This is a genomic window from Niastella soli, from assembly GCF_017742245.1.
GTDB classification, from domain to species: Bacteria; Bacteroidota; Bacteroidia; order Chitinophagales; family Chitinophagaceae; genus Niastella; species Niastella soli.
In genome coordinates, this window is record NZ_JAGHKO010000001.1 from 2,937,211 (window position 1) to 2,953,438 (window position 16,228).

The following is a 16,228-nucleotide window of genomic DNA, read 5'->3' on the forward strand; positions in this document are numbered from 1 at the left end:
GTCTGGTGATTTTTTGCTTGGGGGAGCGGAGATCACTTATATGACAAACACTTGTTTGCAACTGCTGCATTGGCAGCCGAATGTTGACGGTGAGATTACAATAGAGTGAAAACAAAAAGGGCGGAAAGCCGGTCTTTGCTGCACCTGCCTTCCGCCCCAGCGGTAATTGTTATTCTAAAACAATAAATTATATATAACTCAGCCACCATTTTGAACGGTTGGCTTGCTTATAGTTATCGTACCATTTACAAAGCGGATAAACGCCTATCAAGATAATTATCCATAACACATATACAAATGCAAGGCTATAACCATAGCCCTGTAACTGGGCATTCATACTTACCCAGCCTGTTAATACCATGTCGCTCCAGTTAAAACCGGAGATCGCCGCAGCTATTACAGCCAGTATATGTATTAAGTAAATATGCAACAGGTAATAGAACATGGGCACCCGGCCGAACACCACTACTTTTTCTGAAAGTTTGTTCAACGGTCTTTCTGCAAACGCCAGGAACAACATGCCAGGACCTATCGTCATTAAAATATATAATAAGGAAGGCGGATACTTGGTGGTATTTAAAAATGAAAGCAGCGTGAACACCGGTGTTTTTTGTGCCGACCAGGGATGCGGATCGCCATACATATTAATAAAGCGAATGATGATGAAGAGGGCAATGGCTCCGAGTCCTAAGGCTATAAGGTTTTTTCTTCTTTTGCCGGCATCATAGGTTGGCAGATATAATTGCCCAAAAACATAACCAACCAGCATAATGCCTATCCAGGGCGTAACAGGATAACCCATCATAATGGTAAGTGGCTTAATGGTAAGAATGCGTTGTTCGTGCAATGCAGCCGTTAGGAAAGTAGGATGTGCACTTGGTGGCGCATCGAGCAGGTTATGCGCGCCAATCAATGCCAGCCCAATAATTAAAATAGCCGTTAACGGCAAATAGATCAATGCTGAAAGTACCATCATACTTACGCCAAGGGCCCAAATTACCTGCAGGATCAGTACGGGGTATGCCGGGTTGAATGTCCAACCCATAGTAACGATCAATACTTCGGCAATAACCAGCCACAAACCCCTGGTAAAAAGAAAGAAGGCCAATTCGTTTTTTGTTTTTTTGGTCCCATTCAAAAAAGCGGAAGTACCGGCGAGGAAAGTAAATATAGGCGCGCAAAAATGGGTGATCCACCGGGTAAAGAACAACGGCACATCGGTGCGGGACAGATCAGTAGGATCATATAAAAAAGCGCTTGCATGAAAATAATCGCGCACATGATCTAACGCCATAATGATCATAACGGTTCCCCGTAGCAGGTCAATGGAATGAAGGCGTTTACTTTTAACCGGCATGGCCGGTATAGCAGCTGATTGGGTCATTTATAATTGGTTGATGTGTTGGTTATTAGGAACAGCTTCGGACTGCTGTTGGCGATGCCTTGTTCTGTAAAGGTAATTATTGTTAGAATAAAATTCAGTATAAATTATACACTTTAGAATTTTATTCTGTTTGTTTGGTGTTTTAACCCTGATATCTTTGGAAAAGCGGGCAATTGGGCCATAAAATATTTTATCTGGGGCCAAACTATGCAATCCATAGCTAAATTGTACGTTATTAAGTAATTAAATCCAAACCTAGTGAGAAGAGTAGTACCCTTTTTAATCCTGGCCTTGTGTCTGAAACAGGCTACTGCCCAGATGTCAAACCCAAGTGATACTGGCAAGTTAATAGCGCAAAAGGATAATATCATTACGCAGAATACGATCATTAAGATCGAGAATTTAGGCGAGAACATCAACTCCGATCTGCCCGAATTGCGTCCTACCGTATCGGCAGATGGTAATCTGTTATTTTTTATTTGTGAGAACCACCCCGCCAATACCAAGTATAATTCGGTGCCCAATTCACAGGATATCTGGTATGCAGAACGCGATTCAAATGGGGTGTGGAAGGAAGCACGTCATTTAAAATTTCCCCTGAATACCTCTCAGTATAATGCGGTGTATTGGATCTCGCCCGATAAGAACCGGATTCTTATTCGTGGTGCATTTGGTAACGGTGGCGCCTTTTTTGGAAAGGGGGTGAGTATTTGTACACGCCAGGCCGATGGCCGCTGGAGCGACCCGGAAATGTTATATATAAAAAAGTATGACAAATACGACAAGGGCCAGGTGTCGGGTGCTACGCTTTCACCAGATATGAAAGCATTGGTGTTGTATATGTCGCCCGAGCCGGGTAGTCCCAATAACGATCTTTTTGTTTGTTTTCGCGAGCCCGATGGCAGCTGGACGGAGCCCAAAAGCCTGGGTAAAGAAATAAATTTACCTGGCAACGAAATGACTCCTTACATCGCAGCAGATGGGGTGACTATGTATTATAGCAGCGACCGCCCCGGCGGTTTTGGTGATAACGATATTTATATGACCAAGCGTCTTGATAAAAGCTGGACCAAATGGAGCACGCCGGTGAATTTAGGGGAACCTATCAACACCGAAGGCTGGGATGCCTTTTTTACACTGGACGCCGGTGGAGAGTATGCCTACCTGACAAGTTATAAAGATTCTTATGGTGAAAGTGATATCGTACGGGTAAAACTGTTAGAAAAAGAAAAACCAAACCCGGTGCTGTTAGTAAGTGGCAATGTGTATAATGCCAAAACAAAACAACCGCTCAGTGCTTCGCTTATCTATGAAACCCTGCCCGATGGGATAGAAGCAGGCAGTGGTTTATCGAGCCCAAGGGATGGGGCATTCAAAGTTGTATTGCCCTACGATAAGAACTATAGTATTCGAGCCAGCGCCGATAAATTCTTTGCTATTTCCGAGAACCTGAACCTCGACTCTATGGTAAAGGCGGGCTTCAAGGAAATTCATAAAGACCTGTACCTGGTGCCCATTGAAATTGGACAGGTGGTTCGGTTGAACAACGTGTTCTTCGATTTCGACAAGTGGGACCTGCGTCCGGAATCAAATGTTGAGCTGGACCGCGTAGTTAAATTGTTGAAAGATAACCCAGCCATTGAAATTGAGTTAAGCGCGCATACAGATAGTAAAGGTTCTGACGAATATAACTTCAGGCTTTCTGATAACCGTGCTAAATCGTGCGTGGAATACATCATCTCGAAAGGTATACCTGCCAGCAGGATCACTTCGAAAGGATATGGTGAAAGCATGCCGGTGGCCACTAACGAAACCGATGAGGGCCGTCAGTTGAACCGTCGTGTTGAATTCAAGATCTTGAAGAACTAAAATAATAAGCATCAAAGGTGAGTCATCCGCTGGCTAGCGGATGGCCCACCTTTTTGGAAACGCGTTTAAAGGTGAGCCCCCGTTGGCTCACCTTTCTTTTTTATATATTTACCTAATAATTAATTACATGAGATACTTCGCCGCCCTGTTCGCTGTTAGTTTGATATGCGCAATAAGTGTTGCACAAACTAAAAAAGCGCCTATCGAGGCTATTAAACAAGCTGATCTGAAACGTGACCTGTTCCGCCTGGCCGACGATTATTTCAGAGGGCGGGAAGCCGGTACACTGGATGAGTTAAAAGCTTCCACCTGGCTTGCAGAAGAAGCGCGCAAAGCCGGGTTGGAACCAGCCGGCGATGATGGTACCTACTTCCAATTCTTTTCCCTCAACCGGGAACGGATAAGTGATCGCAGCACGATAAAGATCGGCGAACGGTCTTTCAATTTGTGGAAAGATGTAGTGGTGTACGAACCCGCCTTTGCCACCGTAGCAGCACCGATCGTATTTATAGAAAACCCCGATACCGTTGCGGAAGAAACAGTAAAAGGCAAGGTAGTGGCCCTGCAGTTTACACCGCAAGGGATAACCGACCCGCGCAAGACCATTGCCTGGCGTTATAGTGGTTTTGTGGTCTCGGCCTGGGCACGTAAGCTGGCCGCCAAAGGAGTAAAGGCTATTTTGTTTGTGTCCGATGAGCTGGCTGAGCAGGCATGGCCGCGTTATGCGCAATATTCCAACCGCGGTTCCTACCAAATAGAAGGCAGCCTGTTTCCCAACCGTCGCTTATTGAAAGACATTCCTATTATCTGGGTACGAAAAGAAGCGCTTGGGCTGGTACGTACACCCGGGCAACGCCTGGATGCACAGATCTATTCCGAATCGTTTACTTATCCTTCCGTGAATGTGGTGGCAAAAGTAAAAGGTACCGATCCGGCTCTCGCAAAAGAATATGTATTGTTCAGCGGTCATCAGGACCATGATGGCGTTCGAAATATTGAAGGGGTAAAGGATTCAATTATGAATGGGGCCGATGATAATGCCACCGTTAGTGTGGCCCTGCTGGCCATTGGCCGGGCCTTTCATCAGCAACCGGGTAAACGCAGCGCCCTGTTTGTATGGCACGGATCGGAAGAGCGGGGTTTGTTTGGTTCAACCTGGTATGCCGAACATCCTACAGTGCCCCGTGAGTCGCTGGTAGCAGTATTGAATGGCGATATGATAGGGATGAATGCACCAGACAGTGCCGCATTGTTAGGCGTTATACCACCGCACCTCAATTCCAGCGACCTGGTGAAGATAGCCTTGCAGGAGAATGCAAAAGGACCGAAATTCAAATTGGATACAGCCTGGGATAAAGCTTCGCATCATGAGGGCTGGTATTTCCGCAGCGATCATTTCCCCTATGCGAAAAAAAATATCCCCGCGGTATTTTTCAGTACGTTGCCACACCCATTGTATCATACCCCCGGTGATGAAGCCGCCACCATTAATATAGAAAAACTCACCAGGATGACCCGTTGGATGTATGCCACCGGTTTTGCCGTAGCCAATGCTGCCAACCGGCCACGGCTGGAACCGGGTTTTAAACTCGAACGGTAAACCGCTGCATTTAATGCGTTTTTGTCGTTATAAGGACGGCACAGGATACTATTCAAATTTAAATGCCTATTTTAGGATCAGTAAGCACAAACTGTTTTAAACCTAACTGCTAAAAGTGAGGGGTGACATGTACGCTGATCAGACATTTAATCTTGATAGCAACGATGCCTCCATGTTTGCCATAAAGAACGATGCGGCTGCCTTTGAACAATATTTCAAACAACACTTCGCTTCCTTATGTACGTGGTGTCAGCATAAATATGAGTTCGATAGCGATATCGCCAAAGAAGTAGTGCATACCGCTTTTATAAAACTATGGAAGGTCCGGGCTACGCTACCACCCGAAATGCCGATAAAGGCCTTTTTGCATAAAGTAATTAGTAATACCAGCCTCGATATCTTGCGCCACGCCAAAGTGCGTGAACGGTTCCAACACTTCGTTCAACAACGAAACGAAAATGCCGGTCCCCCCACTCCCCAGGAGAATTACGATTCAAAGAAATTACAGGATGACATTGATACGGCGATCTCGGAACTGCCCGAACAAATGCGTACCATTTTTGAACTGAGCCGGTACGAAGGGTTGAAGTATGCTGAGATTGCCCGGCAACTGAATGTATCGGTAAACACGGTAGAGACCCAAATGGGGCGCGCCCTGAAAAAATTACGTATCCGGCTGGCCGCTTATTTATCGAGCGGCTATTTCATAATAATGATAATCAACAATATAATTATTTAAAAAAAAGTAAGGTGCGCGTGTCACGGTAAGTGTTCTCTAAAACGTAATATCATCAGAACATGAAGAATAGCGAGCAATTGGACGATTTGATCACCAGAAGTTTTGGCAACGAACTGAACAGCGATGATCAGGCCTTTCTGGAGCAATGGTTAAGTGCCAGCGAAGAGAACAGGCAATATTACGAAGCATTGAAAAATACCTGGCAGTTGATGAAGAACGAACAATCACCCGATGAAATAAATGCAGACAGGGAATGGACCTATTTTCAGGAAGTGCTGGAGCAGGATGCCCGGGGTGAGCGCGATTACATAGCGGAGATACCCCGCAAACCCGGCATTGTACGAAAAGTGGTGGTGGCCACAGCTATGGCGGCTGCTATATTATTGATTATAGTGGCAGGGTATAGCTGGCTGGGAAATAAAAAGAAGCCCGAAATAGTGAAAGTGGAAACAAACACGTCTTCGACAGTTGTAGTGCGGCATGAAATGAACACGTCGGGTAACGTAAAACGGTTGTTGTTACAAGACAGTTCTGAAATAATACTGGACCCCTTGAGTGAAGTGACCTGGAACGAACCCTTCACCAATAACAGAAGGGATATCTTGTTAAATGGAAGAGCACAGTTCCATGTAGCAAAAGACAAAACAAGACCTTTTACCGTTTTTAGCGGACAAATAGCCACCACAGCCCTTGGCACCCGGTTTACAGTTACTGCTTTTGAGCAGTCGGCATATATAACAGTACAGTTGTTTGAAGGCAAAGTAGTAGTGAAAGCGGCGGACAGTATTCAACCCCGGCTGAAAAAAGATTTCTACCTGTTACCTGGCGAAGAGTTATTGTATAATAACAAACAATATACAGCGCATGTACGCCGGTTTATAAAGGATCATACAACTGACACAAAAAATGAAGAAGCCGGAATGGACGACCAGCCCTTGTTACCGGTAGATAAGGGATCGTGGTACATGTTCAATAACCAGCCATTGGCGCAGGTGTTTAAACAGTTGGAAGAGATGTATGGGGTTCACATCAGCTATTCGGAAAAGGACATACAAAAAATGTATTTCATAGGTAAGTTCAGCAAGAATGATTCGGTGAACAATATTCTGAAACAAATTGCTGCCCTTAATAATTTAACGGTGACCAGACAAAACGATACCTATATTATAAGCAGATAGTATTACTACATACTATATGATTGCGATAAGTATTCCGTAACTACGGCCAATCTTTCTTTAATATAAAACGACACGCCATATGAGATTTAATGTAATTAAGTCGGGGCCTTGCTATGCCCTTATCTTGCTACTACATCTCCTGCCAAAACTGCTGCAAGCACAGGAAAACTCAAGTATTGTAAAAGGTGTTGTTCAAAACAACAACGGCGACGCATTAGCGGGCGTCTCAGTGGTTATCCGCAACACCGCTAATAATTTTACCTCGGGCACCAGTACTGACAGCACCGGTGTATTTACTTTTTCGCGCATCCCTGCTGGTGGGCCTTATAAATTTACTTTCTCCATAGTGGGCTATGAAAGTCAAACGTTATCCGGATATAATATAAAAAGCGATATTACGCTTTCCCTGGTGGTGAAAATGAAGGACGCTGCCAATTCGCTGGACCAGGTGATCGTTATTGGTTATGGTTCACAACGGAAGCGGGCGGTAACCGGTTCGGTAGTTTCTGTAAGCGCCGAACAGTTTAAAGACCGTTCATCGAGTAACGTGGCTCAGTCCATTGAAGGCACAGTGCCGGGTGTGAACATTTCTACTACACAAGGCGCACCTGGCTTTGGTCCAACCATTCGCGTAAGAGGTATCAATTCCATTACCGCAGGTACAAATCCGTTGTATGTGGTTGATGGTATGGCCATGGAAAACTTTGACCTGAACATCATCAACGCCCAGGATATTCAATCAATAGAAATATTAAAAGATGCGGCCTCCGCGGCTATCTACGGATCACGCGGCGCGAACGGAGTTATTATTGTAACCACCAAATTGGGCAAGGCCGGAAAACCACAGGTGAACCTGGCGTATGAGCAGGGACTGCAAAAAGTGACCAGGAAGGTGGAGGTGATGGATGCACAGCAATGGATCCAGTATTATATTGATGCACGTAATAATGCCTGGGTGGCATCAGGCCCTGGCCGTTCGGCCACCGATCCCAACAGTGCCCGGGGCGGCAATAAAACGTATTTAATTCCACCTGACTTTATAAACAATCCACAACAGTTTGGGAAAGGGACCGATTGGCAGGATGTTTTATTCAGAACGGCCCATTCACAAAACATCCAGGCTTCGATAAGCGGTGGGACCGATAGAGCCCAATATCTTTTTTCTGCCGGTTATTTAGACCAGGATGCTGTAGTGATAGACAATTTTTATAAACGCCTGTCGCTGCGAATGAACATCCGGCAAAAGATAACGGAGAAAGTAACTGCGGGGTTGAATATTTCCTTTACCGGGAACCACAGCCGGATAGATGGGGTAGAGGGAAAGTCGGATGTAGTAAGCCTGGCCCAGCAAAGCGATCCTATATTTCCGGTATATAATGAAAATGGTAATCTCGGTTTCCTGGACCCCAATTCAACCTGGAACCGGTTTACGGCTTATGGCGTACAATTATGGCATCCCTATTCGCTGATCAAATATGCAAATAAGCGTAATAAGGTATACAATACCATTGGCGGTGGGTATATTGAGATCAAACCCATCAACGACCTTACATTCAAGAGCAGTGTTAATGCCATTCTTACGCAACGCAATTACAACTGGTTCTGGCAAACAAATGCGGGGTATGGCTATAGTACTTTGTTGCCGGCTGAAGGCAGGTACCAGACCTATAACAACCTGAACTGGCTTACAGAGAACTCGCTGTCGTACGATAAGGTGTTGGGTGATCATACCATTGGTGCATTGGTGGCGTATACGGCGCAAAAGCAACGCGGCGATACCTCACAACAACGGGGCACCAATTATCCCAACGACCTGGTACAAACATTAAATGCGGCCGGTACTCCTACTTTAAGTACTACTACTGCTGGTGAATGGGCGTTGTTGTCGTGGTTGTCGCGCGTAAGTTATAGTTACAAGAACCGGTATTTTTTGAATGGGACGATCAGGCGTGATGGTAGCTCCCGGTTTGGGCAGGCTTCCCGCTGGGGATATTTCCCATCCTTGTCAGTAGGCTGGTTGATCTCTGATGAATCGTTCATGCAAAGTGTCTCAGCCATCAACAATTTAAAGCTGCGGGTAAGTTATGGTGCAACGGGTAATAACCAGATCCCCAACTACGGTCCCATCAGTCTGATAGATGGCGTGAAATATGCCTATAGTGATAATGTGGTGAACGGTAGCCGGGTAACAACCATTCCCAATCCCAATCTGAAATGGGAAAAAACAACCCAGTTTAACGTCGGTTTTGATTTAACTGCTTTGAATAATCGGATCAATGTGACCGCAGATTTTTATAACTCCATTACCAAGGACCTGTTGTTGAATGTACCGGTACCCATCCTTACCGGGTTTGCCACCCAGTTAACGAATATTGGCCGGGTGCGTAACCGTGGGGTGGAACTGGCTATTTCATCAAAGAACATCGTGAACAGCGACCTTAAATGGACCACCGATTTTAATATTGCCGCCAACCGTAATAAAGTATTGCAGCTTGGTCCAAACAATGCACCGGTCATTGTAGAAGAATGGGGCAGCCGGTTTGTAACGGAGGTGGGGAAGCCTATCAGTAATTTTGTAGGCTATGTTTTCGATGGGGTGTATAATAATCAGGACGAGATCAATAAAGGGCCCCAATACGCTTCAGGGGTGGTGGTAACACCGGGCGATCCCAAAGTGCGGGATGTGACAGGGGAAGGTAAAATAGATGCAACTGATAGAACCATCCTGGGTAATGGCCAACCCGATTTTACTGCCGGTCTTACGAACACGGTCTCCTATAAAAATTTTGAGTTCTCCTTTATGCTACATGGCGTTTTCGGCAATGAGATCGTAAACCAGCAAACACGGTACAACAAATACTGGAACGACAGCCGCAATGCTTATGCCGCTATTGGCAATTACTGGAAATCGGAACAACAACCGGGGGATGGAAAAACATTTAAACCCAATGCTGAGTTCAAGGGGATGCAAACCCAGTTCAGCAGCTACTGGATAGAAGATGGCACGTTTGTAAGAATAAAAAATATTCGTTTATCATATACATTACCAAAGACAGTCTCTTCCAAATTATCATTCCGAACTATGCGGGTGTATGTAAACGCGGAGAATGTGCATGTGTTCAGTAAATACCTTGGGTATGATCCTGAGAATAGCATCTACTCAACCGGTACCGATGCCGCAACCTCCAATACGCCATTTCCACCGGGATTAATGGTGGGGGCCGATTATGGAAGTTATCCCATCCCGCTTACGGTAACCTTTGGGTTAAAAGTAGATCTGTAACAAATTTCATCGGAGGCTGACCTGTAAGGTGCATCATTTGAGCTTGCATTAACAGAGGGTCCTGTTGCATCCGCCAAAGGCGGGACAAGCTCTGACAGGTCTAAATATTAAAAATGCTGACCTGTCAGGTTCGATCGATCCGCTTAATTGTTCAAGACCCTATGACGAACCTTACAGGTCAGTTCCAGAATCTTCAAAACAGCATTTATGAAAACGAAAATATTTCTTAGCATATTTTTCATTACTGCAATTATAACAGGTTGTAAAAAATCTTTCCTGGAACTGGCACCGGTTTCGAACAACAGTACCAATAACTTCTTTAAAACAAAAAGTGATTTTGACCTGGCCGTAAATAATGCCTATAGTACGTTGTATACTATGTACGGTCCAACAGGGTTGGTATCGTATTGTGGGGAATTAATGTCAGACAATGCGACTTTGTATACGGTGGCAGGTTCGGGCAGTATAACGGTGGGCGACCGGTGGGCGTTCCGCGATTATACGCTGAACCCCGCCAACAATGTGGTAAACCAGCTTTGGAACGATTCCTATGTATCGTTATACAACCTGAATATAGTATTGGATAGAATACAGGACGCCACTTCCCTCGATGCCGGATATGTAACCCAGGTAACAGCTGAAATGCGTTTTCTGCGGGGGATGTATTATTTCTATATGGTACAGGCCTGGGGCGATGTGCCGCTGGTGACCAAGCCCCTTACTCCGGGAGAAGCATTTACAACAGGCCGTACACCACGGGCAGAAGTATATAACCAGGTGATAGATGATTTAAAATATGCAGGGGATAATTTAACTGCTCCTGATAAAGTACCTGCGGCAGGCCGGGCATCAAAGGGTGCCGCATTGACTTTGTTAGGCAAGGTATACCTGACAATGGGTAATAAAACGGCTGCGGCACAAACACTACAGCAAGTGTACAGTTCTTATAATGGAAATGCGTATAACCTGTTGCCTGAATTTGGCTCATTGTGGGGCGCTACACTGGCCCAGAAAAATACGAAGGAATCGATCTTCGAGATCCAGTATAAAGGGGGCGCCAACAACCCCTCCAGTACTTATTGGCCGGCTTTTGCGCCCTTTGAGAACTTTGCCATCACCCGCTTTGGCGGTGGTATGAACCAGGTTACCGATGACCTGTACAACGAATATGAAACAGGTGATAAAAGGCGGGATACTTCCTTTGAGCTGGGGTATTTAAAAGGCGGGAACTGGATAGCCATCAAGTTCCAGAAGAAATGGAAAGATGCCAATGCGCCCATCGTGAATGCCGCCGAATCGTGCAACAATAACTTTATAATAATCCGGTATGCCGATGTGCTGCTGATGTTGACCGAAGCTACCGGTGATGTGCAATATATGAACAGGGTAAGGGCAAGGGCGGGATTGCCTTTGTATGGCACCGCAGGTTATCCGGCGGCCCAATATCCCACGCTCGACCTGGCCATAGAACATGAGCGCCGCATGGAGTTTGCGATGGAGTTTCACCGCTGGTTCGATCTGAAGCGAACAGGGCGGGCTGTTCCCGTTTTAAGCGCCAAAGGCAAACCGGTAAATGCCAATAAGCTGTTGTTGCCTATACCCCAGTTTGCCCGAGACCAAAATCCCGATCTTGGACAGAACGATGGCTATTAAGCGCAGTAAAACATTTTATTTAGCGACGTTTCGTTGGTTTATATGCAGTCAGAACACAAGGCCGCAATGGCTAAAACCCTCCCGGTTTTCCGGGAGGGTTTGTTGTTTATGAGGCGTATGTTGTATTAAGCTACTGTTGCTGACAGGGCTGGAGCGGCTGGGAAATCAACCGGAATTTGGGTGACTGCATACAGATAGTTGGTGATTGTTTTATCGCCAATTAAAATGATGGCATCAACCAGGTTTTCGTTGGTATAACCAACCTCAAAAAAGTTATTTACTGCTTCTTCGCTGGCTTTACCAAAATTCTCAACGAAGCTTTTAGACAAAGCAGCAAGGGCATTGTATTTAGCATCGAAAGAAACGACGCCGCTGCGGATCTCCAGTAGTTGCTCATCGGTAAAGCCATTTAATTTACCAATGGCGCTGTGGGCGGCCAAACAGTAATCACAATTATTTGCCTGACTAACGGCCAGGTTAACTACTTCTTTTTCTTTTGCTGTTAAGGAAGAAGGACCACCAGACAGGGCCAGGTATGTTCCCAGGGCATTTTTTGAATAAGCCATAGTTGCGAACAGATTGGGCACTTTACCTAATTTCTTTTTCAGGGTATCAAAAATGGCCTGGTTAGCTTCGGTAACGTTTTCTCTTGCAGGAACTGTGAAAGTTTTCATTGTATTATTTTTTTGATTTGTGTTCGTCGTTGTTGACGATGTAAAATTGCAAAACAAAAGGCCCTTTCCTAATGAGCACATTTCCCGAAAACTTGTACTTTTTTCCCTAACCCGTATTTTCTGGATTAAAGGAAGGCCGGAAATGTTAAGGAAAACAAAAAGGCACCCCGTTTAAACGGGATGCCTGATATCCTATTTATTCCTGCTATTTATATTCAAATAGACAATGGCGCAAAGCATGATCGCAATGCCAACCCACTGAATGCGATGGATAGGTTCTTTTAAAAGCAGGGAAGCGCATATAATGGCCACCGGCATTTCTGCCACCATGAGCACTGAGCTTACCGAGGCGCCAATTTTAGGAATGCCTTTGGCAAAAAGCACCGGCGGAATAATAGTGCCGAAAAGCGCTAACAGGCTCGTCCATTTGAAAAAAGATACATGTAACGGTATGCCCCCTGCTAACTGCTGGCAGTTTATGATCAGTATGGCCGCGGCTCCGCCAGATACTATTACAGCGCTTCTTTTTATGGAAGGGACCTCTTTGCCCACCTTACTATTGGCCACGATATAAATGGCATAGAAAAGCGCAGAAGCAAATGCGATACCAATGCCTTTAAAAGAAAGATCGTTGGCCGCCTGTAAGCCTCCGGTTGCCAGTATGGTGCCAATAAGGATACAGCCAATGGCTATTAATAACCGCGCATTGGGTGTATTTTTCAGCAGGTACCAGTCGAGCAATACGGTGATCCAGGTAAATTGCATCAGGATGATGATGGCAATGGAAGCAGGAATATATTTTACCGATAGGTAGTATAGAAATGTAGTTAACCCAATGGCAGCACCCGTCAATAATAATAGCATCCATTTTTTTACAGAGAGTGGGGCAGGCTTTTTCTCTTGTAATAAAGCAACAACCCAAAGTACCCCGGCGCCTAATAATGCCTGTACAAATGAAACCTGGGCCGCATTAAAACCTTCTGTATACGAGAGTTTAACCAAAGAAGAAAGAACACCGTAGCTGCATGCTCCGGCAAAGACCAGGAGAATATATTTAGACATTGTCTATTCGTTGTTTTGAATGTTGTAAAGTGGGGATGGTAAGCAGCAAACAGACAAAACAACTGGGTTTCCTATTACTTTAGGTAATGGGATGTCAATTGCAATAAATGCAAAGGAATGATGTAACCGACAGCGAGTTGCCTGTTAAATAACAGGCGGAGGAAGAATAGAAAAAGATGATCTGAGTGCCATACAATTAGATTGAGGAAACAAATTTATTGAAAAATTGGCTGATTAGCTGCCTTTTTCAAACGCTGCCCGGTCAATTTTATACCAGTTATGTGTAAAGCCATGGTATTCGAAGGTTTCTATAAAATGTAGCCCTACTTTGAGTAACACGTGATGGGAAGCGGTATTATTACTATCTGTTATGGCATAAACGGCCGGGGCCTGCAAGTCAGTAAAGGCATAGGCCAGTGACACCCGGGCCGCCTCGGTGGCAATACCCCGCCCCCAGTATTTTTTAATAAGCCGGTAACCCAGATCGAGGTAATTGATGTGGTGATTGATTGGTTCGGTGATCAGTTTCAATCCGGCCCAGCCTAAAAAGTTGTTGGTTTGTTTATCTATTACTGCCCACCGGCCGATGCCGTTAGTTATATATTGTTGCCTGATAAATTCAATCATTTTAGCGGCCTGTTCCCTGGTTTGAATAGGCTTATTACCCAGATACCGGTGTACTTCCGGGTCGTTGTCCAATTCAAAGAGCCCCTCTACGTCGGTAGGGAGAATTTCCCGTAAAATAAGCCGGTTGGTTTCAGCAAATATGCGCATATGGGTCGTTGTTCCTGAAGATACAAAGAAAAAAGGCTCCCTTGCGGAGCCTCCTTGGTTTTAATTTATTGATGGACCTGCCTGGTAAGATATGCCTGCAGCTTCTCTATATTTTGCTTTAATCCCTCGTCTGCTTTGAACGTTTTAACCGTTTGTATAAACTCCTCAGCTGTTTCAAACAGCATATGCCAACTGATGTTTGTTTGATCGCCTTGCGGGTCAAAGGTAATGGTGGCAACAAATTTGGGCCCTGTAATATGTTCGTATACGATCTTCTTAAACGGAATGATCTCTTTAAAAATGCTTTTGTTTTTATAATCGGTGCCATCTGGCCCATGCATGATCAGGTTCCATTCCCCACCTGGCTGCAGGTCCATTTCCTGGATGGTATTGGTGAAGTCATTAGGGCCCCACCATAAGGCGATATGTTCCGGATTGGTCCATACTTCCCATACTAATTCTACAGGAGCATCCAGTACCCGGGTGATCAATAATTCACGATCGGACGTGTTACTTTTTCTTTTTTCCATATCGTTCTTTTTTAAGTTTGGCAACATATTTTTCAAGCTTGTCTAACCGGCTTTCCCAATGCTGACGATATTGATCAATAAACTCAGCCACTTCACCCAGCTTGCTAAGATCAGCTTCACAAAACCGGTCGCGGCCCTGCTGTTTAATAATAACAAGGCCACAGTCTGTCAATACTTTTACATGCAGAGATATTGCCTGCTGGGTCATGTCGAACTGCGCGGCAATGGAAGTGATATTCTGCGGTGTTTCTGAAATAATATTTATAATGGCCCGCCGGGTAGGGTCGGCAATGGCCTGGTATACATCACGTCTGGCTTTCATGATATACAAGTAAGTTCTTGTAAATATACGCACAAGTATTTGCTTGTGCAATTTTAGACAAACTTTTTTTGAAAGCCTGCTTTCTGTTATTTTTACAGCGAATTAAAAAAAGAGTATATGGATGGCCAGTATAGAAAAGATATTCATCCCGGGCAGGAAGTGGCAATTATCTTAAAAAAGGACCAGCGCTCTGGCAAGTTAACATATGGCATTGTAAAAGACCTGTTGACCTCGGCCGCGTATCATTCGCGGGGTATAAAAGTACGGTTAACAGACGGGCAGGTAGGCCGTGTGGCCGAGATCGATGTGGTTGACCCGGATGGAGAGTAATGGCGGCGCACTGGCTTAACAGGACTGTTTAGGTCCGGTTTAAAAACTCTTTAATTATTCCAACTGTCATTTCCGGAATATTACTTCCCGGGTCTGCGGCCATAGCTTCGCCTATGAACGACCCATGGTTACCAGGAAGTACGGCCAGCCTGGAGCCGGGTATAGCTTTATGCATTTGCACGGTGTGTTCTATGGTTACCACATCCTGATCGCCGGCCATAACCAATACCGGCGCTTTTATAGATTGCATATCGGCGTCACTCCTGTCAGGAAAAGCGAGCATTCTTGCCCTGTCTTTATTGAACATGTTTAACAGTCCTTTTTTATCAGGGTTTACATCGAGAAAGGCTTTATTTAATACTTCAGGCATGTCGTTAAAAGTAGCTTGCTGTAATCCATCAAAAAAGCCGGTTATCATACCATCCCGTTTGTAGCTGCACGAAATAACCACTGCTTTGTTGACAATATGAGGATAGTTGATCAAGATCTCCAGTGTGGTACTGCCTCCATTGCTAAAGCCTGCAAAGTTTGCTTTGCTTACTTTAAGCTGTTGCAATAAAGCGATCACATCAGCAGCATCCTGTTTAAAAGATTCTTCGGTTTCTCTATCAGAAGTACGGCCATGCGCCTGCAGTTCCATCGCGATGACCTTGTATTCATTAGCAAACAGGGGAAGCACAGTGCCCCAATTGGAAGGAATGGTAGAGCCGCCCCCATGGATCAATACTAATGGCATAAGGGAACTTTCTCCATGTATCTCATAGTACATTTTTATTCCATTTATGGAGACATAACCGCTTTCTGTTTTTTGCTTTGTTTGCATAAGAATG

14 protein-coding genes are annotated in these 16,228 nt (G+C 45.0%); 7 read left to right on the forward strand and 7 right to left on the reverse strand.

Features of this window, described 5'->3' with window-relative positions; all coding sequences use genetic code 11:
* Positions 1 to 187 precede the first annotated feature (187 nt).
* The gene (locus J7I42_RS12065) at positions 188 to 1,384 is read right to left on the reverse strand and encodes a DUF1624 domain-containing protein (RefSeq protein WP_209139035.1); all 1,197 of its coding nucleotides are present in this window, start codon (positions 1,382 to 1,384) and stop codon (positions 188 to 190) included.
* A gap of 258 nt (positions 1,385 to 1,642) precedes the next feature.
* Between J7I42_RS12065 and J7I42_RS35560 the strand changes: the two genes are divergently transcribed.
* The 6 genes from J7I42_RS35560 to J7I42_RS12095 all read left to right on the forward strand — a co-directional run bounded on the left by J7I42_RS35560 (position 1,643) and on the right by J7I42_RS12095 (position 11,706).
* Positions 1,643 to 3,253 (forward strand): OmpA family protein, encoded by a 1,611-nt coding sequence (locus J7I42_RS35560; protein ID WP_209139036.1) that lies wholly within the window; start codon positions 1,643 to 1,645, stop codon positions 3,251 to 3,253.
* 127 nt (positions 3,254 to 3,380) lie between these two features.
* Complete coding sequence (locus J7I42_RS12075; protein ID WP_209139037.1) at positions 3,381 to 4,853, forward strand: M28 family metallopeptidase; 1,473 nt, start codon at positions 3,381 to 3,383, stop codon at positions 4,851 to 4,853.
* A gap of 127 nt (positions 4,854 to 4,980) precedes the next feature.
* Entirely contained in the window at positions 4,981 to 5,592 is a 612-nt protein-coding gene (locus tag J7I42_RS12080; protein ID WP_209139038.1) for an RNA polymerase sigma-70 factor, read from the forward strand.
* A 59-nt stretch (positions 5,593 to 5,651) separates the two neighbouring features.
* Positions 5,652 to 6,770, forward strand: a complete 1,119-nt coding sequence (locus tag J7I42_RS12085; protein WP_209139039.1) for a FecR family protein — start codon at positions 5,652 to 5,654, stop codon at positions 6,768 to 6,770.
* A 79-nt stretch (positions 6,771 to 6,849) separates the two neighbouring features.
* Positions 6,850 to 10,053 (forward strand): SusC/RagA family TonB-linked outer membrane protein, encoded by a 3,204-nt coding sequence (locus tag J7I42_RS12090; protein WP_209139040.1) that lies wholly within the window; start codon positions 6,850 to 6,852, stop codon positions 10,051 to 10,053.
* A 207-nt stretch (positions 10,054 to 10,260) separates the two neighbouring features.
* The gene (locus tag J7I42_RS12095; protein WP_209139041.1) at positions 10,261 to 11,706 is read left to right on the forward strand and encodes a RagB/SusD family nutrient uptake outer membrane protein; all 1,446 of its coding nucleotides are present in this window, start codon (positions 10,261 to 10,263) and stop codon (positions 11,704 to 11,706) included.
* A gap of 125 nt (positions 11,707 to 11,831) precedes the next feature.
* Here J7I42_RS12095 and J7I42_RS12100 read toward each other — a convergent pair whose 3' ends face one another.
* From J7I42_RS12100 to J7I42_RS12120, 5 genes are all read right to left on the reverse strand, one after another.
* Positions 11,832 to 12,380 (reverse strand): carboxymuconolactone decarboxylase family protein, encoded by a 549-nt coding sequence (locus J7I42_RS12100; RefSeq protein WP_209139042.1) that lies wholly within the window; start codon positions 12,378 to 12,380, stop codon positions 11,832 to 11,834.
* A gap of 192 nt (positions 12,381 to 12,572) precedes the next feature.
* Complete coding sequence (locus J7I42_RS12105; RefSeq protein ID WP_209139043.1) at positions 12,573 to 13,442, reverse strand: EamA family transporter; 870 nt, start codon at positions 13,440 to 13,442, stop codon at positions 12,573 to 12,575.
* Between the two features lie 234 nt (positions 13,443 to 13,676).
* On the reverse strand, positions 13,677 to 14,216 hold the full coding sequence (locus tag J7I42_RS12110) for a GNAT family N-acetyltransferase (protein ID WP_209139044.1): 540 nt from the start codon (positions 14,214 to 14,216) through the stop codon (positions 13,677 to 13,679).
* Positions 14,217 to 14,281: 65 nt separating this feature from the next.
* A complete protein-coding gene (locus tag J7I42_RS12115; RefSeq protein WP_209139045.1) occupies positions 14,282 to 14,746 on the reverse strand; it encodes an SRPBCC family protein in 465 nt (154 codons plus the stop codon).
* A complete protein-coding gene (locus J7I42_RS12120; RefSeq protein WP_209139046.1) occupies positions 14,727 to 15,068 on the reverse strand; it encodes an ArsR/SmtB family transcription factor in 342 nt (113 codons plus the stop codon). Before J7I42_RS12120 ends, J7I42_RS12115 begins: the two co-directional genes overlap by 20 nt.
* Positions 15,069 to 15,185: 117 nt before the next feature.
* Between J7I42_RS12120 and J7I42_RS12125 the strand changes: the two genes are divergently transcribed.
* A complete protein-coding gene (locus tag J7I42_RS12125) occupies positions 15,186 to 15,398 on the forward strand; it encodes a YwbE family protein (protein ID WP_209139047.1) in 213 nt (70 codons plus the stop codon).
* 28 nt (positions 15,399 to 15,426) lie between these two features.
* Here J7I42_RS12125 and J7I42_RS12130 read toward each other — a convergent pair whose 3' ends face one another.
* Positions 15,427 to 16,221 (reverse strand): alpha/beta fold hydrolase, encoded by a 795-nt coding sequence (locus tag J7I42_RS12130; protein ID WP_209139048.1) that lies wholly within the window; start codon positions 16,219 to 16,221, stop codon positions 15,427 to 15,429.
* Positions 16,222 to 16,228 lie beyond the last annotated feature (7 nt).